This is a genomic window from Streptomyces sp. LMG1-1-1.1 (assembly GCF_040815545.1).
Lineage (GTDB): Bacteria > Actinomycetota > Actinomycetes > Streptomycetales > Streptomycetaceae > Streptomyces.
In genome coordinates this window covers 18,476-38,163 of record NZ_JBFPNH010000024.1, presented here as the reverse complement: position 1 = coordinate 38,163, position 19,688 = coordinate 18,476, and the positions used below count along the sequence as shown (strand labels likewise).

Annotated in this window: 17 protein-coding genes and 1 tRNA gene; 2 read left to right on the top strand and 16 right to left on the bottom strand. The window is 71.4% G+C overall.

All coding sequences use genetic code 11. The annotated features are described in order from the left end of the window. Positions 1-34: 34 nt before the first annotated feature. From MRBLMG1_RS14180 to MRBLMG1_RS14165, 4 genes are all read right to left on the bottom strand, one after another. Positions 35-1,468: a sugar porter family MFS transporter gene (locus MRBLMG1_RS14180; protein WP_367824215.1), complete on the bottom strand. Its 1,434-nt coding sequence runs from the start codon at positions 1,466-1,468 to the stop codon at positions 35-37. A gap of 180 nt (positions 1,469-1,648) precedes the next feature. After that, the gene (smc, locus tag MRBLMG1_RS14175) at positions 1,649-5,323 is read right to left on the bottom strand and encodes a chromosome segregation protein SMC (protein WP_367824213.1); all 3,675 of its coding nucleotides are present in this window, start codon (positions 5,321-5,323) and stop codon (positions 1,649-1,651) included. 166 nt (positions 5,324-5,489) lie between these two features. Then, positions 5,490-5,708, bottom strand: a complete 219-nt coding sequence (locus tag MRBLMG1_RS14170; RefSeq protein WP_015036455.1) for a hypothetical protein — start codon at positions 5,706-5,708, stop codon at positions 5,490-5,492. A gap of 391 nt (positions 5,709-6,099) precedes the next feature. After that, entirely contained in the window at positions 6,100-6,381 is a 282-nt protein-coding gene (locus tag MRBLMG1_RS14165; RefSeq protein ID WP_367824211.1) for an acylphosphatase, read from the bottom strand. Positions 6,382-6,561: 180 nt separating this feature from the next. Between MRBLMG1_RS14165 and MRBLMG1_RS14160 the strand changes: the two genes are divergently transcribed. Beyond that, positions 6,562-7,533, top strand: coding sequence for a CAP domain-containing protein (locus MRBLMG1_RS14160; protein ID WP_367824209.1), 972 nt, complete (start codon positions 6,562-6,564; stop codon positions 7,531-7,533). A 321-nt stretch (positions 7,534-7,854) separates the two neighbouring features. Here MRBLMG1_RS14160 and MRBLMG1_RS14155 read toward each other — a convergent pair. The 3 genes from MRBLMG1_RS14155 to MRBLMG1_RS14145 form a co-directional block, all read right to left on the bottom strand. After that, positions 7,855-7,950, bottom strand: a tRNA-OTHER gene (locus tag MRBLMG1_RS14155). Positions 7,951-8,573: 623 nt separating this feature from the next. After that, positions 8,574-8,903: a hypothetical protein gene (locus tag MRBLMG1_RS14150; protein ID WP_367824208.1), complete on the bottom strand. Its 330-nt coding sequence runs from the start codon at positions 8,901-8,903 to the stop codon at positions 8,574-8,576. A gap of 285 nt (positions 8,904-9,188) precedes the next feature. Beyond that, complete coding sequence (locus MRBLMG1_RS14145; RefSeq protein WP_367824206.1) at positions 9,189-9,773, bottom strand: flavodoxin family protein; 585 nt, start codon at positions 9,771-9,773, stop codon at positions 9,189-9,191. A 123-nt stretch (positions 9,774-9,896) separates the two neighbouring features. On the opposite strand from MRBLMG1_RS14145, the gene MRBLMG1_RS14140 reads away from it, so the two are divergent. Continuing rightward, entirely contained in the window at positions 9,897-10,283 is a 387-nt protein-coding gene (locus MRBLMG1_RS14140) for a winged helix-turn-helix transcriptional regulator (protein WP_367824204.1), read from the top strand. 182 nt (positions 10,284-10,465) lie between these two features. Here MRBLMG1_RS14140 and mutM read toward each other — a convergent pair whose 3' ends face one another. The 9 genes from mutM to MRBLMG1_RS14095 form a co-directional block, all read right to left on the bottom strand. After that, on the bottom strand, positions 10,466-11,326 hold the full coding sequence (gene mutM / locus MRBLMG1_RS14135; RefSeq protein ID WP_367824202.1) for a bifunctional DNA-formamidopyrimidine glycosylase/DNA-(apurinic or apyrimidinic site) lyase: 861 nt from the start codon (positions 11,324-11,326) through the stop codon (positions 10,466-10,468). 117 nt (positions 11,327-11,443) lie between these two features. Further along, entirely contained in the window at positions 11,444-12,238 is a 795-nt protein-coding gene (gene rnc / locus MRBLMG1_RS14130) for a ribonuclease III (protein WP_367824200.1), read from the bottom strand. 19 nt (positions 12,239-12,257) lie between these two features. Then, positions 12,258-12,431, bottom strand: coding sequence for a 50S ribosomal protein L32 (gene rpmF, locus MRBLMG1_RS14125; RefSeq protein ID WP_015036448.1), 174 nt, complete (start codon positions 12,429-12,431; stop codon positions 12,258-12,260). 2 nt (positions 12,432-12,433) lie between these two features. Beyond that, positions 12,434-13,159 (bottom strand): YceD family protein, encoded by a 726-nt coding sequence (locus MRBLMG1_RS14120; protein ID WP_367824198.1) that lies wholly within the window; start codon positions 13,157-13,159, stop codon positions 12,434-12,436. A gap of 226 nt (positions 13,160-13,385) precedes the next feature. Beyond that, positions 13,386-14,411, bottom strand: coding sequence for an ATP synthase F0 subunit B (locus tag MRBLMG1_RS14115; RefSeq protein ID WP_367824196.1), 1,026 nt, complete (start codon positions 14,409-14,411; stop codon positions 13,386-13,388). Between the two features lie 110 nt (positions 14,412-14,521). After that, the gene (gene coaD, locus MRBLMG1_RS14110) at positions 14,522-15,001 is read right to left on the bottom strand and encodes a pantetheine-phosphate adenylyltransferase (protein ID WP_367824343.1); all 480 of its coding nucleotides are present in this window, start codon (positions 14,999-15,001) and stop codon (positions 14,522-14,524) included. Between the two features lie 26 nt (positions 15,002-15,027). Further along, a complete protein-coding gene (gene rsmD, locus MRBLMG1_RS14105; RefSeq protein ID WP_367824194.1) occupies positions 15,028-15,612 on the bottom strand; it encodes a 16S rRNA (guanine(966)-N(2))-methyltransferase RsmD in 585 nt (194 codons plus the stop codon). Positions 15,613-15,679: 67 nt separating this feature from the next. Further along, entirely contained in the window at positions 15,680-17,872 is a 2,193-nt protein-coding gene (recG, locus tag MRBLMG1_RS14100; RefSeq protein ID WP_367824192.1) for an ATP-dependent DNA helicase RecG, read from the bottom strand. Positions 17,873-17,931: 59 nt separating this feature from the next. Further along, on the bottom strand, positions 17,932-19,551 hold the full coding sequence (locus tag MRBLMG1_RS14095; protein ID WP_367824190.1) for a DAK2 domain-containing protein: 1,620 nt from the start codon (positions 19,549-19,551) through the stop codon (positions 17,932-17,934). Positions 19,552-19,688 lie beyond the last annotated feature (137 nt).

Here is a 19,688-nt window from a genome sequence, read left to right as displayed (position 1 = left end):
GCAGTCCCGTGGGTGAGGAGCGGGGCAGCGGGGTTCAGCCCATCTCCTCCAACGCCTTGCCCTTGGTCTCCTTGACGTACCTGAGTACGAAGGGGATCGAGAGTACGGCGAAGACCGTGTAGATGACGTAGGTGCCGGAGAGGTTCCAGTCCGCGAGGGACGGGAAGCTCGCGGTGATGGCCCAGTTGGCGATCCACTGGGCGGAGGCGGCGACGCCCAGGGCGGCGGCGCGGATCCGGTTGGGGAACATCTCGCCGAGGAAGACCCAGACGACGACGCCCCACGAGAGGGCGAAGAAGAGCACGAAGACGTGGGCGGCGACGAGGGCCACGACGCCCTGCGTCTCGGGCAGCTTGCCGTCGACGAGGTCCGCGGAGAAGGCCCAGGCCTCGACGGCCAGGGCGATGGCCATGCCGACGGAGCCGACGAGGGCGAGCGGCTTGCGGCCGACCCGGTCGACCAGGACCATCGCGATCACGGTGCCGATGATGTTGATGATCGACGTGGTGAACGAGTAGAAGAACGAGCTCGACGGGTCGATGCCGACCGACTGCCAGAGCGTCGAGGAGTAGTAGAACGCGACGTTGATGCCGACGAGCTGCTGGAAGACCGAGAGGCCGATGCCGACCCAGACGATGGGCAGCAGCTTGTACTTGCTCCCCGCGACGAGCAGGTCCCTGAAGGTGGACTTGTGCTCGCTGCGCATGGCCCGGTCGATCTCGGCGACGCGGTGGTCGAGGTCGACGCCCTGGCCCTCGACCTCGGCCAGGACCTCCTTGGCGCGGTCGGTCTTCCCGACGGAGATGAGGAAGCGGGGGGACTCCGGGATCGCGAAGGACAGCATGCCGTAGAGGAGCGCGGGGACGACCATCACGCCGAGCATCCACTGCCAGGCCTCGATGCCGCCGATCTCGCCGCGCTGGTCGCCGTCGGCGAGCTGGAGGATGCCGTAGTTGACGAGCTGGGAGATCGCGATGCCGATGACGATCGCGGCCTGCTGGAAGGAGCCGAGGCGGCCGCGGTAGGCGGCGGGGGCGACCTCGGCGATGTAGGCGGGGCCGATGACGGAGGCCATGCCGATGGCGAAGCCGCCGATGATCCGCCAGAAGGCCAGGTCCCAGAGGGCGAAGGGGAGCGCGGAGCCGACGGCGCTGACCGCGAAGAGCACCGCGGAGATCTGCATGCAGCGGATGCGGCCGATCCGGTCGGCGATCCGGCCGGCGGTCGCGGCGCCGATGGCGCAGCCGATCAGGGCGATGGCGATGACCTGGGCGAGGGTGCCGGAGCCGATGTCGTACCGGTCGCGGATCGCCTCGACGGCGCCGTTGATGACGGAGCTGTCGTAGCCGAAGAGGAATCCGCCCATCGCGGCGGAGGCCGTGATGAAGATGACGTGGCCGAGGTGGTCCGGGTGGGCGGCTCGGCCTTCGGAAGGCGGCGGCGTGGGCGCCTGCGCGGTGTTGGTCACATGGACTCCTCGGTGGGGGGAAGCCCTTCCAGTGGCGCACAACTTCACGCCGCCCACCACGTGAAGGTAAAAGCAACGTTGCAGAGACTATGCCTTCAAGTTTCGAAGTCAATAGTCGATGTCGTGTGACTTTATGCGCGTGATGGGGGCCAGTCCGTTCAAGACTTGAATGGGTAGTCCTCAGCGGAGCCGCTGACTGATCACCTTCGAGACGCCGTCGCCCTGCATGGACACGCCGTACAGCGCGTCCGCGACCTCCATCGTGCGCTTCTGGTGGGTGATCACGATCAGCTGCGAGGACTCCTGGAGCTCCTGCATGATCCGGATCAGCCGCTGGAGGTTGGTGTCGTCGAGCGCCGCCTCGACCTCGTCCATCACGTAGAACGGGCTGGGCCTCGCCTTGAAGATGGAGACGAGCAGTGCCACGGCCGTGAGCGACCGCTCGCCGCCCGAGAGCAGCGACAGGCGCTTGACCTTCTTGCCCGGCGGCCGGGCCTCCACGTCCACGCCGGTGGTGAGCATGTCGTCCGGGTCCGTGAGGACCAGCCGGCCCTCGCCGCCCGGGAAGAGGCGCGAGAAGACGCCCTCGAACTCCCGGGCCGTGTCCCGGTACGCCTCCGTGAAGACCTGCTCGACGCGCACGTCGACCTCCTTCACGACCTGAAGCAGGTCGGTCCGGGTCTTCTTCAGGTCCTCCAGCTGCTCCGAGAGGAACCGGTGCCGCTCCTCGAGCGCCGCGAACTCCTCCAGAGCCAGCGGATTCACCTTGCCGAGCTGGTGATACGCCCGTTCGGCGGCCTTGAGCCGCTTCTCCTGCTCCGAACGGACGAACGGGCGCGAGGCGACGGCGGGGTCGCCCGCGGCGGCACGTGCCACGTCGCCGCGTCCGGTGTCCTCCCCGTCGGAGTCCTCCGGGTCGGTGGCGGCCCGGTCGGCTCCGGACCGCTCGGTGGCGGCCCGGTCGGCTCCGGCCTGGCCGGCTCCGCTCCGGTCGGTTCCGTCCTCCGCCGGCGACGGGGGGACGGGCTGGTCGGGGCCGTACTCGGCGACCAGATCGGCCGACTCGACGCCGAACTCCTCCAGGGCCTTCGCCTCCAGCTGCTCGATCCGCAGCCGCTTCTCGGCGCCGAGCACCTCGCCCCGGTGGACGGAGTCGGTCAGCTTGTCGAGCTCGGCCTTGAGGTCCCTGGCACGGGTACGGGCGGTCGTCAGCCCCTCCTCCCGGTCGGCCCTGGCGGCCTGGGCCGCCACCCGCTCCCGCTCGGCGCGGACCAGCGAGACCTCCACATGGGCGAGGAGCGCGCGGGCACCCGCGGCGACCGCGCCCGCCACCCGCTCCTCGTGGCGCAGCCTGGCCCGGCGCTGCTCGGCACGCACGCGCGCGTCCCGTTCGGCTCGGGCGGCCCGGTCGAGTGAGTCGGCCCGCCCGGCGAGCCCCTTCACCCGCTCCTCGTGGGTACGGACCTGGAGCCGCGCCTCCATCTCGGTCTGGCGCGCGTTGGAGCCGTCGATGGCGAGCCGGTCGCGGACGGAGGTGTCGGGCTCGTCCTCCCCGTCGCCGAAGGCGGTGGCCTCCTGGGCGACGAGCAGGCGTTCGGCCAGCTCCTCGGCGTCGGCGGTGGCCTTCTCCAGGGCCTCCTGGGCGCGGGCGGCGGCCGCCGCGGTCCGCTCGGCCTCCCCCGCCGCTCCCCTGGCCTGCCCGGCGAGCCGGCCGAGCTGCTGGGCGACGGCGGACTTCTCGCGCTCGGCGGCGCGGCGGCGGGTGTCGAGCTCCTCGACGAGCGCCCCCGCGGTACGGCGCCGCTCGTCGGCCTCCCGCTGCCCGGTGGCCAACTCCGCGCACGCCACGGCCAGTTCGTCGAGTTCCGCGGCGGCCTCGGCCACCGACGCCTGGACTTCGAGCAGGCTGGGCGCCCCGGCGGAGCCGCCTTGGGCGAAGTGGGCTCCGAGCAGGTCCCCTTCGGCGGTGACGGCGGTCAGCGCGGGCCTGGCCCTGACCAGTTCCGCGGCCTCGTCGAGATCCTCGACGACGACGACGCCCGCCAGCAACCTGCGGACGGCGCCCATGAGTTCGGCAGGGCCGCGCACCAGGTCCGCGGCGTGCCGGTGGCCGTCGGCATCGGCGCCGGGGGCCGGCTCGGGAGCGCCGGTCAGGAGGAGCGAGGCGCGGCCCGCGTCCTGCTTGCGCAGCAGGCGGAGCGCGTCGGCGGCGGCGGAGGGTCCGGTGGCCGCGACCGCGTCGGCGGCCGCGCCGAGGGCGGCGGCGACGGGGATCTCGTATCCCGGGGTGACGGTGAGGAGTTCGGCGGCCGGGCCGAGGAGTCCGGTGAGGCCTGCGGCGAGGAGCGCGCCCGTGCCGTCCTTGCGGCGCAGGCCGAGGGCGAGGGTGTCGTGCCGGGCCCGGGTCGCGGCGCGGCGGCGCTCGGCGGTGCCGGCGGCTTCGCGGGCGGCGCTCAGGGCGGCCTCCGCCTCGGCCAGCTCGCGGCGGGCCGTCTCGTACCGCTCGGCGTGCTCGGTGTCCTCCGCGTCGAGGCCGTCGACCTCCGCCTTGAGCTGCTCGTACTCCTCCTGGGCGGCGGCGGCCCGCTCCCCCGCCTCGTCACGGGCGGCGGCGAGCCGGTCGATCTCGGCCTGGGCCGAGGCGGCGCGCGAGCGGGCCGCGTTGACCTGGCCGTGGAGCCGGACGAGGCCCTCGCGCCGGTCGGCGATGGCGCGGGCCAGGTCCTTGAGGCGCCGCTCCTCCGCCGACAGCGCCCGTTCCAGTTCGGCACGGTGGGCGACGGTGTCCTCCAGGGCGCGCTCGGCCGCCTCCAGGGCGGCTTCGAGCTCCGCCTCCTGTTCGCGGACCCGGGCCGCCTCGCGTTCCAGGTCCTCCGGGTCGCGGCCGCGCCGCTCCTCGGCGGGGGCGGCGGTGGCGCTCTTCACCCGCGCGTCGGCCAGCGAGACGGTGCCGCGGACGCGCTCGGCCAGCTGGGACAGGGCGACCCAGCTCTGCTGGGCGCGCTCCAGGCGGGGAACGAGGGCGCGGGCCTCCGCTTCGAGGTCCGCCTCCCGGGCGAGCGCGGCACGCAGGTCGGCCTCGGTGGCCTCCTTGCGGGCGAGCAGCGCCGCCTCGTCGGCGACCTCGGCCGTGAGGGCCCGCTGGAGGTGGACGAGGTCGTCGGCGAGGAGTCGGAGGCGCGCGTCGCGCAGGTCGGCCTGGATAACGACGGCGCGGCGGGCGACGGCGGCCTGCCGGCCGAGGGGCTTGAGCTGGCGGCGCAGTTCGTCGGTGAGGTCCTGCACGCGCGCGAGATTGGCCTGCATCGCGTCCAGTTTCCGCAGCGCCTTCTCCTTGCGCTTGCGGTGCTTGAGGACGCCCGCGGCCTCCTCGATGAAGGCACGGCGGCCCATCGGATCGGCGTGCAGCACGGAGTCGAGCTGGCCCTGCCCGACGATGACGTGCATCTCGCGTCCGATGCCGGAGTCGGAGAGCAGGTCCTGGAAGTCGAGCAGCCGGCAGGTGTCGCCGTTGATCTGGTACTCGCTGCTGCCGCCCCGGAACATGATCCGGGTAAGGGTGACCTCGGCGTAGTCGATGGGCAGGGCGCCGTCGGAGTTGTCGATGGTCAGCGAGACCTCGGCGCGGCCGAGCGGCGGGCGCCCGGTCGTGCCGGCGAAGATGACGTCCTCCATCTTGCCGCCGCGCAGCGACTTGGCGCCCTGCTCGCCCATGACCCAGGACAGGGCGTCCACGACGTTGGACTTGCCCGATCCGTTGGGCCCCACGACGCAGGTGATCCCTGGTTCGAACCGCAGGGTGGTGGCCGATGCGAACGACTTGAATCCGCGGAGGGTCAGGGCCTTGAGGTGCACCCCGGGGACTCTACCGGGGCACCTGCGTTTCACCCGCGAAGGTGCAGGGCAGATCATCGGGTGAGGAGGGGTGGGACACGGGGGAAACGGCGGGTGAAAGAGAGAAGGGACGCCGAAGCGCCCCTTGCAAGGAGTGTTTCCCACCTGGCCCCTCGGGGCTGGGTTGTCAGGTGAGCGCAGGCTCCGCCTGGGGTACGTCGAGGTCGATGCTGTTCAGCAGCGACTCTCCCTGGTGCTGAGCGGCGGCAGCGGCGAGCGAGTCGTTCTCGGACTGAATCCGTACCAGCTCGGATTCGAGGTCCTGGACGCGCTGCTGAAGCCGTCGCATCTCGGCGAGGAGTCGCGGGTCGGAGCCGCCGACGTAACCGAGAAGCGCCTTTGCCATGATGGATGGTCCTCCACAATGAGTGACCGACCGTAGCGGTGTGGGTCGTGAGGGATTCGCACCCGCGGTGCTCGGCAGTACTGCTTGTCGTGCCGGTTCCACTGCCAAACAGCTAAGGTGCGCGGGGATTCCAGCGTCTCACCAAAAAGTTTGACGGTCAACACGATCACGCCCCGATTGAAGGGCCGACCGAGGGGGGCCACCACCGCTCGATACGCGGTGGGTCCTCGCAACTCGGTGCCTCAGGGCGTCGCGATCATCCTTAAGCGGCAGCCTTGCACGACGGGCGCATATTGGCAACCACCAGGGGCTTTTCCCCTCACGCGACCGTTACGGCGCGTCCGTCAGGCGCCCCTCTCGGTCACCGGAGGGGGCGCCCCGAGCGTCACGCTCAGCGGATGGCGAAGCTCTCGTAACCGCCGCGCGGGGTGTCCCAGATCTCAGTGACACCGTCCACACGCCCGGGTGTGTCGGCGGAGTGCAGCCATGCGAGCAGACGGTGGCAATTCTCACGCGGACCTTCGGCCACCACCTGCACCCGGCCGTCGTCGAGGTTCAGGGCGAAGCCCACCAGGCCGCCGATCTCCAGCGCATTTGCCCTGGTGAACCAGCGAAAGCCCACTCCCTGCACCCGTCCGCGTACCCAGGCGGTCATCCGTACGTCGTCACTCATGACTGCACGCTAACGGGCGATTTCCCTGTTGAGCACATCGCCCCCCAGGTCCCATGGCGTACAGTCCCGACGAACACGCCTCACCCATTCGGGCGCGAGCCGTTCGACTGTCGATCCGGAACGGCACCGACAGCAAAGATCAGCAAAGACCACGCAAGGACCAGCAGGAAGGCAGAGCAGATGGGACGCCACCGTCGCTCCGGCGCCGCACCCGCCGCAGAAGACTACGCGGCCGGTTCGGACCGCCGGCACCCGGGTCCCCGCCCCAGGCGGCCCGTGCGCACCGGACTGCTCGGCGCCTCCGCGGCGGTCGCCGTCGGCGCCGTCGTCGTCACCTCCGGCCTGCTGCCGGGCGGGGACACCTTCACGATCGGCAGCGCCGGCAGCAGCGAGCAGCGGACCCAGCAGTCCCGCCAGGCTCCGGAGCTCACCACCCAGGGCGGCGCCACCGAGACCCCCGCCCTCGCGTCGGGCGGCACGGGCAAGGGCACCACCGGCGGCGGGGCCTCCCCCTCGGCGACCCCGTCCGCGAAGCCGAGCCCCAAGGCCACCCCGAAGCACACCCCGACCCCGTCGAAGACGACGAAGGCCGCCGTGAAGCCGACGGCACCCAAGGCCCCGGCCGCGCCCACGACGAAGGCCCCCGCGCCGAAGGCACCCGCACCGAAGGCACCCGCACCGAAGGCGCCCACGACGAAGGCTCCCGCGCCGAAGCCGGCCCCCACCACGGCGGCACCCACCGGGAAGGCCGCGGTCACCTCCACCGCCGACCGCGGCCAGGCCGCCGAGGCCGAGGTCCTCCGCCTCGTCAACACCGAGCGCGCCAAGGTCGGCTGCACCCCAGTCCACTCCGACGCCCGCCTCGCCTCCCTCGCCGGCGCTTTCAGCGCCGACATGGCCACCCGCGGCTTCTTCGACCACACCGACCCCGACGGCGACACCCCCTGGGCCCGCGCCCAGCAGGCCGGCATCTCCGGCATGGGCGGCGAGAACATCGCCCGCGGCCAGGTCGACGCCGCCGCCGTCATGACCTCCTGGATGAACAGCGACGGCCACCGCGCCAACATCCTCAACTGCGACTTCACCACCCTCGGCGTCGGCGTCCACTTCGCCGACGGCGGCCCCTGGTGGACCCAGGACTTCGGCTACTGACATTCCCGCAGGCCAGAGCCCTGCACATGCATGTGGGCCGCCCCGGGGCCGTGATCGGCACCTGGGACGGCCCACACTGCTTTCGCGGCCTACTGCCTCATGGCCGGTGCCGAAGATGACGTCGATCCCGCGTAGATGAAGTCCCAGGCCCGTTCCTTGGGTGCGTTGCAGCAGTCGCAGGTGAACGCACGGGACTTTGATCGCGTGCCCCTTGCGTGCCCGAACGAGCGGGAAGCTACGGGGAAACACCGGACACGCGGAGAGAAGGGGTACGAGAGCGGCCCCTGACCAAAGTTACTGGTCCGAGGCCGCTTCACCGTGCGGTGGGTGTGGGATTCGAACCCACGGTGACTCGCGCCACGACGGTTTTCAAGACCGTGTACGGATCGACGCTCCCAAAGTGTCGAGTGCACCCACGGCCGCGTGGATATGAGCCGGGCCGCGACGCAACCGTTCTCCCGCGCACCACCAGGACAGTCGCTCTTCTGTGTCCTCCCTTGGATGCATGCCGAGGCCATGCTCGGGGCACAGGGGCCACGCCTGCCACAGAAGCTCCATGACGGTCTCCTGCGCGGCATCGGCGAGGCTCGCCAGTGCAGAGGCAAGGCTGTCCTGTGAGTTCGGGTCCAAGGGGTTGCCGTGCCACTCGCCGTTGGCCATGGCGACGTAGACGTTCTCCGGCTCATCCGCGTCGTAAGACGGAAGGGCCAGCAACTGCAAGGGTTCCAGCTGGGGAAGCGTCACCGCCAGGTCCCGGTTCAGAAGGGCGAGAGCCTGGTCCCACACTGGGCACTCGCCCGGCGAGACGCGGCGAGGCGCAGGGGGGTCGAAAAGAGCGCACATGAGCACCATCCTCCGCCCAGGGACAGCCCCAATCGCTCAACAGCGTCGCCTCCTTGCAAAGGCCGCAAGCGGGGGCTGACATCAACGCCGCTGGACGGTGCGTACACCGGCACCTCTGCCCGGCCGTCGCACACCAATTGACGAAAGCCGCCGCTGCGGGCCCGGATCGAACTCGTAAAGCGGTGACTCCCAACGCCTCAAAGCAAAGGAGAAAATCCGGCGGACTGGTCGAGCTGGTAGGGCGAGCCACTCCGTGTGGGGTCCCAGCCCTGCCGTAGGGCGGATTCGATGGCCTCGGCAACATCGGAGGGCAGTACGGAGCCGCCCGGAGCTTCGAGCCAGTTGCCAGGGTGCACTTTGTTCGTGGTGACAACGAGGGTGGTCCCAGGATGATCCGCATGTTCCACGGCGTACGTGCAGGGGGACCAGCCGAGGCCTTGGCTGTAGGTCGGTCTGCGTCGCAGCCGCCAGCGATAGGCCGTGCCGCCGACGACGATGCGCCGTGCTCCTTTGCGGCCCAGCGCCATGTGACTTCCTTGGTGTCGGAGCGCTGGAAGCCCAGCTCTGCGAAGGATCTGAACGATACCCGGGGCCGTGACGGGGCCGTCCGGGGGCAGCCGAAGGCGACCAATACCGACAACCGTTAGCGACTGGATCGCAGGTCACAGCGTTGGCCACCGAGGAAGACCCAGGCCAGGACGGCACCGCGTCGCTTCTTCGGCTACTGAGCCGGACGCCCCCGCGGGACGTGAACGAAAGGGCCCCGTCACCTTCGTGGTGGCGGGGCCCTTTGTGTGCGGGAGGCGAGGGGGTCAGGCGGCGGACTTGCCGGTGGCGAAGGTGCGGGCGGTGAGGGCGACGCGGCGGCCGAGGTGTTCGGCGGTGGCGACGTCGGCCTTGTGGACGCCTTCGGGGCCGAGGTCGGTGTGGGTCTGGGCGCCGGCGCCGGCGAAGAAGCCGAGGCGGTTGAGGTCGTTCTCGGAGGCCTCGCTGCTGTTCCAGCCGGGCTTGAGGCCGAGGTTGACCCAGGTCATGCCGTGCTGGCCGGCCAGGGTCTGGAAGAACTGCAGGGTGTGCAGCTTGTCGCCGCTCTTGGAACCGGAGTTGGTGAAGCCGGCGGCGAGCTTGTCCAGCCAGGCGTCGGTGAACCAGCGCTTCGAGGTGTCCTCGGCGAACTTGTGAAAGGCGCCGGAGGCGGTGCCCATGTAGGTCGGGGAACCGAAGACGATCGCGTCGGAGGCGTCGAGGAGCTCCCACTCGGCCTCGGTGATCCCGTCGACGTTGATCAGGTGGACGGTGGCGCCCGTGTCGGCGGCACCGGCACGGACGGCCTCGGCCAGGACGGCGGTGTGGCCGTAGCCGGAGTGGTAGGCGATGGAGACGACGGGGGTGGTCACAACGGGCTCCTCGAAACGGTCGGCAGGGCAACGACCAGAAGTAGAGCACTAACTTTTGGAAAGCGCAAGCGGGAGGTTAGCGCCCTCATGGCAGTAAGCGCTGCGCGGGAGTACGGTAGGGGCATGACTGACGACCTCGCCTACGACGTGTTCGCGCGCGCGTGCCCCTCCCGCGGCACGCTGGAACACGTGACGGGCCGCTGGGGCAGCCTGACCCTGGCCGCCCTGTACGACGGGACGTTCCGCTTCAACGAGCTGCGACGGCGGGTCGACGGCGTGAGCGAGAAGATGCTGTCGCAGACCCTGCACGCCCTGGAGCGCGACGGCCTCGTCCACCGCGAGGCGCAGCCCACGAACCCGCCCCGGGTCGACTACCGGCTCACCCCGCTCGGCCGCGAGATCGCGGAACGGCTCATGGGCCTGATCCAGCTGGTGGAAGGCCGCATGCCCCAGGTCCAGGCGGCACGGGACACCTACGACACGAAGCGCGCGACCACCGTCACCGCCTGACGGCCGGGCGCCTGACCACGGGCGTAGCGCAGTGACCGCGCTGACCTGCGCGGACTTGCGCTGACCTGGGTACGCCTCACCGTGGTGACCGCGCTGACCTCGGTACGCCCGACGCCCGGGCTGCTGACCACGCTGATGACGCAGACCGCGGTACGCCCGACGCCCGGGGCTTCTCCGGGTCGTTATGCCGTCGCGCGCGGCGGGCGCTGGCAGCGGGGGCAGAAGTAGCTGGAGCGGTTCATCCAGGCGCGGCGGCGCATGGGGGTGCCGCAGCGGCGGCAGGGCTCGTCCTCTCGCCCGTAGGCGTCGAGCGAGCGGTCGAAGTAGCCGGACTCGCCGTTGACGTTCACGTACAGACTGTCGAAGCTGGTGCCGCCGACCGCGAGCGCCGCGTTCATCACGTCCCGGACGTGCCCGAGGAGTTCGGCCGAGCGCGGCCGGGTCAGGGTCGCCGTGGGCCGGTCGTAGTGGAGCCGGGACCGCCAGAGCGCCTCGTCCGCGTAGATGTTGCCGACGCCGCTGATCAGCGACTGGTCGAGGAGTGCCCGCTTGATCGTCGTACGGCGCAGTCGCAGCGCGGTCTGGAAGGCGGCGTCGTCGAACTCGGGGTCCAGCGGGTCGCGGGCGATGTGCCCGATGACGTCGGGCAGCCCGTCCGGGGTCTGGTCGTGGAGCGAGAGCCCGCCGAAGGTGCGCTGGTCGACGAAGCGGAGCTCGGTGCCGGCGGAGTCGTCGAAGCGGAGCCGGATGCGGAGGTGCTTCTCGTCCGGGGCGTCCTCCGGCTGGACGAGGAGCTGGCCGCTCATGCCGAGGTGCCCGAGCACGGAGGTGCCGGTGTCGGCGAGCGGGAGCCAGAGGTACTTGCCGCGTCGGCGCGCGACCTCGAACCGCTGCCCCTTGAGCCGGGCCGCGAAGTCCTCGCCGCCGGCCGGATGGCGCCGTACGGCCCTCGGGTGCAGTACCTCGACCTCGGTCACGGTCCGTCCGGCGACCCAGCGCTCCAGACCGCGCCGTACGACCTCGACCTCGGGCAGCTCGGGCACGGGGGACTCCTCCGGACGTCTTCGACAGCGCCTCAACCCTACCGGCGGCGCACGCACGGCGGAAAGACGAGAACCCCGCCCTGGGGCGGGGTTCTCGGGAAGCGGTGGGTGCGGCCGTCAGGCCGACGCCGGGTGCTCGGTCGGAGAGGGGTCGGCGACCTCTCCCGTGCCCGCCTCGGCAGCGGCCTTCGCCGCCGCCGCGCGTTCGTCCGCGGCCGCGCGAATCTCGCGCCACGCGGACTCGGCGGCCTGTTGCTCCGCTTCCTTCTTGCTGCGGCCGGTGCCGGTGCCGTACGAGACACCACCGACGCGGGCGGCAGCCGTGAAGACCTTCTCGTGGTCGGGGCCCTCTTCGGTGACGAGGTACTCCGGCACGCCCAGGCCCTCGGCCGCGGTGAGCTCCTGGAGACTGGTCTTCCAGTCCAGGCCGGCACCGAGGTTCGAGGACTTCTCGATCAGCGGGTCGAAGAGCCGGTGCACCAGCTCGGACGCCGCTTCGAGGCCCTGGTCGAGATAGACCGCGCCGATCACCGCTTCGAGGGTGTCGGCGAGGATGGATGCCTTGTCCCGGCCACCCGTGCCCTCTTCGCCCCGGCCGAGCCGGATGAAGGAGCCGAGTTCGAGGCCGCGACTGACCTCCGCCAGCGCACGAGAGTTGACCACCGCGGCCCGCAGTTTGGCCAGCTGGCCTTCGGGCAGGTCGGGGTGGGTGCGGTACAGCGTGTCCGTGACCACCAGGCCGAGCACCGAGTCCCCGAGGAACTCGAGACGCTCGTTGGTGGGCAGACCGCCGTTCTCGTACGCGTACGAGCGGTGCGTCAGCGCACGCACCAGAAGGGCGGACTCGAGCCGATAGCCGAGCCGCCCTTCCAGAAGCGTGTGGGACGAGGCTGCGCTGATGTTCTCAGACATCGTGCCTCTCACCAGCCACTCAGACCGAGAGGACCTGGCGCTTGTTGTAGGTGCCGCAGCTCGGGCACGCGATGTGCTGCAGCTTCGGCTCCTGGCAACGCTCACACGAAACCAGGGTGGGGACCGCAGCCTTCCACTGCGACCGGCGGTGGCGCGTGTTGCTGCGCGACATCTTCCGCTTCGGAACAGCCACGGCTACTTCTCCTGCTTCTCGGCGGCGCTTCGGACGTCCCCGTCAGAGGCTTTGCCGCTCATGTTGTCCTTCTCATCGGTTCCCAGCGAACCGGCGAGTCCCTGCAGTGCCGCCCAACGAGCGTCGACGGCGTCATGGTGGTGGTCCGGGTTCTCGTTCAGGTTGGCCCCACATTCGGAGCACAGACCCGCACAGTCCTCCCGGCACACCGGCTGCATCGGCAGTGCGAGCACCACCGCATCACGCAGCACGGGTTCGAGGTCGAACATGCCGTCCTCGAGGGGGATCATGTCCTCGTCGTCCTCGGCTTCGTCGTCCGCGGCCGCCTTGGAGCGGCCCCGGTCGTCGGAGTCGGGGTACGAGAACATCTCCTGGAAGTCCACGTCGAGATCGAGCTCGACGGGCTCCAGACACCTTACGCACTCCCCCTCGGCCGATGCACGGGCGGTGCCTGTGACAAGCACCCCTTCCATGACCGACTCAAGACGGAGATCGATTTCCACCGGAGCACCCTCGGGCACTCCGATCACTCCTTCGACGCCGAGGGCCCCGGGGGCCTCGACCGAACGCGAGATCCGCTGGAGGGCACCAGGACGCCGCCCCAGCTCGTGCGTGTCGAACACGAGGGGGTTGCGGTGGTCGAGGCGCGTGCTCAGGGTTCTTCCTGCTTTCGGATCGTTCTCGAGGTGAGGAGGCTGCCGACGTTGGGCAGCAAGGATCGCGGGCATACGCGCGACCGAAGAGCCAGGATACTGGACGCTTCGCTCAGGGCCCAATCGGGGCTGGATGCCCCTAGGGGGCGTCTTGCCGATCAGGCCGGATCAGGGAGCGGGGCCTGGTGCGTGCGCTCGCAAGGCGGAGGAGGGAGGCAACGCGGAGCGTTGTGGACTGACGACAACGCCGCGAGCGCGCGTGCCAGGCCCCGCGAGCCCGGCATGATCGGCAAGACGCCCCCTAGTGCCCCTGTTCGTACCTGCGGAGTTGCTCCAGGTCGATCATGCCGGTGTCGAAGAAGCTGGTCTCGTCGAGCGCGGCGGGCTGCTGGGGCTGGACCTGCGGGGGGTAGGCCTGCTGGTCGTAGCCGTACTGGCCCTGGTAGGCGTACGGGTCGGGCTGCTGGTACGCGTAGGGGTCCTGCTGCTGGTAGCCGTAGGACGGGTCCTGCGGGGGCTGCTGCTGGTAGCCGTACGGGTCGGGCTGCTGCTGGGCGGGGATCTGCGCCTGGGCGGCCCGGACCTGCGCCGGCTCGGGGTCGGCGAGCTCCGCGAGTCCGGCCAGGTAGTCGGCGTCGCTGGTGTGCACCGGGCCGCCGAGGCCGTCCTGCGCGGCCATGTGCTCGCCGAGGTCGTCCGTGGCGATCCGGCCGTGCAGCTTCTGCCGGCCGCGGCCCACCGCCTCCAGGGTCTTGCTGAGCACCGCCTCGAACGCGCCGAGCTTGGCGTCCACGTACTCGTCGGCCCGCTGGATCAGGGTCTGCGGGTCGGCGCTGTACTCCGGGGCGTCCGGGTCCGCGTAGCCGTCCTGGTCGAGTCCCGGACCGCGGCCGAGGAGCTTCTCGCGGCCCCGGTCGACGGAGCCGATGGTCTTGTTGAGGACGACCTCGAAGTTGGCGAGCTTGGAGTCGACGTAGTCGTCGGCCTCGGCCTTGACCTCCTCGGCCTCGCGGCGGGCCTCGGAGAGGATCCGGTCGGCCTCCTCCTGCGACTGCCGGGCGACCTGGGTGTCGGAGACGATCGAGCCCCGCTCGGCGTGGGCGGCCTCGATGATCCGGTCCGCCTCCTGGCGGGCCTGCTCGACCAGCTGCTCACGGCCGCCGATCAGCTCCTGGGCCTGGGCGAGGGAGCCGGGCAGGGCCTCCCGCACCTCGTCGAGCAGGGCGAGCAGCTCGGCCCGGTTGACCACGCAGGATGCCGACATGGGCATGGAGCGGGCGCCCTGTACGGTCGCGACGATCTGGTCGAGCTTCTTCTGCACGTCCACCGGGTGCTCGCCACTCTCTACAGCTGGATGGAGACGGACGGGACGACTTTACGGGCAGTCGGCTCCCGTCCGACACCAGGTGACGGTCTGTCAGCGGTGGTGGCCGCGCGTCACTTCCCGGTCAGGCGCTCGGTCAGCCGGCCGAGGACCGCCGGGGGGACCAGATGGGAGACGTCGCCGCCCCAGGCCGCCACTTCCTTGACCAGCGAGGAGGACAGGAAGCTGTAGGTCGGGTTGGTGGGGACGAACAGCGTCTCCACGCCCGTGAGGCCGTTGTTCATCTGGGCCATCTGCAGCTCGTAGTCGAAGTCGCTGACCGCGCGCAGGCCCTTGACGATGGCGGGGATGTCGCGCTGCTTGCAGAAGTCGACGAGAAGGCCGTGGAAGGACTCCACCTCGACGTTGCCGAAGTCGGCGGTGACCTCGCGGATCAGCTCGATCCGCTCGTCGACCGTGAAGAGGCCCTTCTTCGACTGGTTGATCATCACCGCGACGTGCACGACGTCGTACAGCTTGGACGCGCGGGCGATGATGTCGAGATGTCCGTTGGTGATGGGGTCGAATGACCCCGGACAGACGGCGCGGCGCAACGTGGGTCCCTCGCTCTCCGGTCCGGTCATCGTGCGTCTTCGCACGTAGAGGCGGCGCGACCGTACCAAAACGTTCCCTCGCCGTAGCGACGGGACCGCATGGGTTCGAAACCGGCCGGCCAGCCGAATTCACCGCCTCGAGTGCTGCGCTCCACGGTGACGAGGGCATCCTCGCTCAGCCAGCCCCCCGAGCGCAGTGTGAGGAGAATCTCGCGCAGTTCGGCGTCCTCGACGGCGTACGGCGGGTCGAGGAAGACCAGGTCGTACGGGGCGGCCGGGGCCGGTCCCGTCACGATCTGCTCGGCCTTGCCGGTGCGGAGTTCGGCGCCGGGCAGGCCGAGCGACGCGATGTTCTCGCGGACGGTCCGGGCGGCACGGGGCTCCGCCTCGACGAGGAGGGCGTGGGCGGCGCCCCGGGACAGCGCCTCCAGGCCGACGGCGCCGGAACCCGCGTACAGGTCGGCGACCCGGGCGCCGTCGAGGGTGCCGAGGAACGCCTCCCAGGTGGAGAAGAGGCCCTCGCGCGCCCGGTCGGAGGTGGGGCGGGTGCCGTTGCCTGGCGGCACGGCCAGGCGGCGCCCGCCGGCCGTGCCGGCGATCACGCGGGTCATCGGTGTCCTCGTCCTGCGTCGTCCAGTGCGTACGTCTCAGGATATGACCGCGGTCGGCGCGGTGTGGTCAGCCCTTCTCCAGGTACTCCTCGCGCTCCTCGCTGAGCAGCGCGTCGAGCGCGGTGCGCAGGCCGGGGTGGGCGGTGAGGTCGGGGTCGGCGAGGACGAGGGCGGTGGCCTCCTCGCGGGCGGCGGTGATGACGTCCTCGTCGTCGATGACGGTGAGCACCCGCAGCGAGGAGCGGACGCCGGACTGGGCCTGGCCGAGGACGTCGCCCTCGCGCCGCTGTTCGAGGTCGATGCGGGAGAGCTCGAAGCCGTCGAGGGTGGCGGCGACGGCGTTCAGGCGCTGCCGGGCGGGGCTCGCCTCGGGCATCTCGCTGACGAGGAGGCACAGGCCGGGGGCGGAGCCGCGGCCGACGCGGCCGCGGAGCTGGTGGAGCTGGGAGACGCCGAAGCGGTCGGCGTCCATGATCACCATGGCGGTGGCGTTGGGGACGTTGACGCCGACCTCGATGACGGTGGTGGCGACGAGGACGTCGAGCTCGCCTGCGGCGTAGCGGCGCATCACGTCGTCCTTGTCGTCGGGGTGCATGCGGCCGTGCAGGACGGCGATCCGCAGCCCCGCGAGGGGCCCGGCGCCGAGCTTCTCGGCGACGTCGAGGACGGCGAGCGGCGGGCGCTTCTCGGCCTCGTCCTCCGGGGACGCCTTGGGCTTCTTCTTCTGGTCCTCCTCGTCGCCGATGCGGGGGCAGACCACGTACGCCTGGTGGCCGTTCTCGACCTCCTCGCGGACCCGTTCCCACGCCCGCGCGAGGAAGTGGGGCTTGTCGGCGGCGGGGACGACGTGGCTGGCGATCGGCGAACGGCCGGCGGGCAGCTGGTCGAGGACGGAGGTCTCCAGGTCGCCGAAGACGGTCATGGCGACCGTGCGCGGGATCGGGGTGGCGGTCATCACGAGGAGGTGGGGCGGCTGCTTCCCCTTGCCCCGGAGCGCGTCGCGCTGCTCGACGCCGAAGCGGTGCTGCTCGTCGACCACGACCAGGCCCAGGTCGTGGAACTGCACCTTGTCCTCGATCAGCGCGTGGGTGCCGATGACGATGCCGGCCTCGCCGGTGACCAGGTCGAGCAGGGCGTGGCGGCGGGCGGCGGCGCCCATGGAGCCGGTGAGCAGCACGACCTTGGTGGAGCGGTCGGCGCCGCCGAGCATGCCTCCCTCGGCGAGTTCGCCCATCATCTCGGTGACGGAGCGGTGGTGCTGCTGGGCGAGGACCTCGGTGGGGGCGAGCATCGCGGCCTGTCCCCCGGCGTCGACGACGGCGAGCATGGCGCGCAGGGCCACCATCGTCTTCCCGGAGCCGACTTCGCCCTGGAGGAGGCGGTGCATCGGGTGGTCGGTCGCGAGGTCGTCGAAGATCTCCTCGGAGACCTTCCGCTGGCCGTCGGTGAGGGTGAAGGGCAGCTTGGCGTCGAAGGCGTCGAGGATGCCGTCGGGGGCGGGGCGGCGGGGGACGGCGGGGAGCTGGGTGTCGGCGTGCCGCCGGCGGGCGAGGGCGACCTGGAGGACGAAGGCCTCGTCCCACTTGAGCCGTTCGCGGGCGTCGGCGATGTCGGCCTTGGTACGGGGCCGGTGGATCTTCCGCAGGGCGTCGGGCAGGTCGGTGAGGCCGCGGCCCTCGCGCAGCGCGGGCGGGAGCGGGTCGACGGCGTCGCCTGCGCTGGGCAGGACGGCGTCGACGGCCTTGGCGACCTTCCAGGACTCCATCTTGGTGGTGGCCGGGTAGATCGGGATGAGGGCGCCGGCCCAGGTGTCCACGGCCTCGTCGCCGTCGCCGCGGAGGAGTTCGTACGACGGGTGCGCGAGCTGGAGGCGCCGGTTGAAGAGCGACACCTTGCCGGCGAACATCGCGCGGGTGCCGGGGAGCAGGTCCTTGTGCGGCTTGTGGACGCCCTTGCCGAAGAAGACCAGTTGCACGCGGCCGCTGCCGTCGGTGATGGTCACTTCGAGGCGCTGGCCGCGCCCCTTGGAGCCGTTGAAGGTGAGCACGCGGGCGTCGGCGACCTGGGCGACCACCGTGACGTGCTCGTCGAGCGGCAGGTCGGCGAGGGTGGTCAGCTCCCCGCGCTCGGCGTACCGGCGGGGGTAGTGGTGGAGCAGGTCGCCGACCGTGTGCAGGTCGAGTGCCTCGGCCATCACCTTGGCGGTGGCGGGACCGAGGGACTTCTTGAGTGGTTCGTCGAGCGCGGGCACGCGTTCCATTCCACACCAAAGGACCGACAGTCGCGGCGAAGGCTGTGGACGACCGCCGGGAAAGGGGCCTATTCCACCCCGATGAGCAGCGGCGGTGCCCCCGCGCCCGCGTGGTACGTGGTGGTGTCGACCGCGAGGTAGCCGCGGCGGACGTGCCGTTCCAGGTCGGGGGCGAGCTCGGGCGGGGTGTCGTCGGCGACGACGAGGGTGACGAGTTCGCCGCCCGCCGAGAGCATCCGGTCCAGGACGGTGCGGGCGGTCTCGGCGAGGTCGGTGCCGATGACGGCGACGTCGCCCTCGATGAGGCCGAGGACGTCGCCGGCCTGGCAGACGCCGGCCGAGGTGAAGGACTGCCGTTCGGCGACGGCGAGTTCGGCGTAGCGGGTGGCTCCGGCGGCGGCGGTCATGGCGACGACGTCCTCGTCGAAGCGCCGGTCGGGTTCGTGGACGGCCAGGGCCGCGATGCCCTGGACGGCGGCCCGGGTGGGGATGAGGGCGACGCGGATGCCCTCGGCCCTGGCGCGTTCGGCGGCGGCCGCGGCGGTCTGCCGCAGGTCGGTGTCGTTGGGGAGGAGGACGACCTCGCGCGCGTGGGCCCGGCGGATGGCGTCGACGAGTTCGTCGCCCGCGGGCGGTTCGCCGGGGCGGGTCTGGACGGTGGTCGCGCCGGCCTCGGCGCAGAGTCCGGCGAGGCCTTCGCCGGGGACGACGGCGACGACGGCGCGCTGGGCGCGTTCGCCGCGTCCGGCCGCGGCCGGGCTGTCGGCCGCGAAGTGGGTGATGCGGATCCGGTGCGGCCGTCCGGCCTCGACGCCGGCCTCGACGGCGGCTCCCGCGTCGTCGACGTGCACGTGGACGTTCCAGAGTCCGTCGCCGCCGACGACGACCAGGGACTCGCCCAGGGCGTCCAGTCGCTCGCGGAGCAGGTCCACGGCGGTGTCGTCGGCCTCCAGGAGGTAGATCACCTCGTAGGCGGGCCCGCCGTCGCCTGCGCAGTCGTCGACGGGGTCGGGTGCGGCGGGGCGGCGGGGTGCCGTCGCGGGGTCGGGCGGGGCCTGTCCGGTCACGGTCTCCAGGAGCGCGCCGAGGATCGTCACGAGGCCGCGTCCGCCCGCGTCCACGACGCCGGCGCGTTCGAGGACGTCCAGTTGCCCCGAGGTGGCCGCCAGGGCCGTCCTGGCGCCGTCGTAGGCGTTCCTGGCCACCGCCACGAGGGTGCCGCCCGTGGCGCAGGCCCCGGCGGCGGCGGTGGCGACGGTGAGGATGGTGCCTTCGACGGGGTGGGCGACGGCCCGGCGGGCCGAGGTCGCGGCCTCGGCGAGGGCGCGGGCGAGGTGTTCCCCGTCACATCCGCCGGCGAGGACGCCGGCCATGCCGCGCAGCAGCTGGGAGAGGATGGTCCCGGAGTTGCCGCGGGCGCCGAGCAGGGCGCCGTGGGCCATGGCCCGTACGGTCTCCGCGGTGTCCGGCGCGGACGCGGTGAAGACCGCTTCGACGGCCTGGTGGGCGGCTTCCGCGGTCAGGTAGAGGTTGGTGCCGGTGTCCCCGTCGGCGACCGGGTAGACGTTGATCGCGTCGATGTCCTCGCGCTCCCGGCCGAGGGCGTCCAGCGTCCGCGCGCACCAGGTCCGGAGGGCTTCCGCGTCGAGCTCGACGAGCTCCTCGGACGGCTGAAGGGCTCGCGACAACGGGGGTCCTCCTTCTGCGGTGAGCTCACCGCAGGGTAGACCCGGGGTGTCCGGCCTGTGACCTGGGCCCGGGGCGAGGTGGGCGGAGACCATGGTAGTTTCGTTCCACCGAAGCAGGCGTTGTATGCTGCTTCGGT

Bases quoted from the DNA above. Each gene is read 5' to 3' on its own strand.
- MRBLMG1_RS14160 (WP_367824209.1), top strand. From the start codon at position 6,562: ATGGGACGCCACCGTCGCTCCGGCGCCGCACCCGCCGCAGAAGACTAC.
- MRBLMG1_RS14150 (WP_367824208.1), bottom strand. From the start codon at position 8,903: ATGGCGCTGGGCCGCAAAGGAGCACGGCGCATCGTCGTCGGCGGCACG.
- MRBLMG1_RS14165 (WP_367824211.1), bottom strand. From the start codon at position 6,381: ATGAGTGACGACGTACGGATGACCGCCTGGGTACGCGGACGGGTGCAG.
- rnc (WP_367824200.1), bottom strand. From the start codon at position 12,238: ATGTCTGAGAACATCAGCGCAGCCTCGTCCCACACGCTTCTGGAAGGG.
- recG (WP_367824192.1), bottom strand. From the start codon at position 17,872: ATGGAACGCGTGCCCGCGCTCGACGAACCACTCAAGAAGTCCCTCGGT.
- MRBLMG1_RS14140 (WP_367824204.1), top strand. From the start codon at position 9,897: ATGACTGACGACCTCGCCTACGACGTGTTCGCGCGCGCGTGCCCCTCC.
- MRBLMG1_RS14170 (WP_015036455.1), bottom strand. From the start codon at position 5,708: ATGGCAAAGGCGCTTCTCGGTTACGTCGGCGGCTCCGACCCGCGACTC.
- MRBLMG1_RS14120 (WP_367824198.1), bottom strand. From the start codon at position 13,159: ATGCCCGCGATCCTTGCTGCCCAACGTCGGCAGCCTCCTCACCTCGAG.
- rsmD (WP_367824194.1), bottom strand. From the start codon at position 15,612: ATGACCCGCGTGATCGCCGGCACGGCCGGCGGGCGCCGCCTGGCCGTG.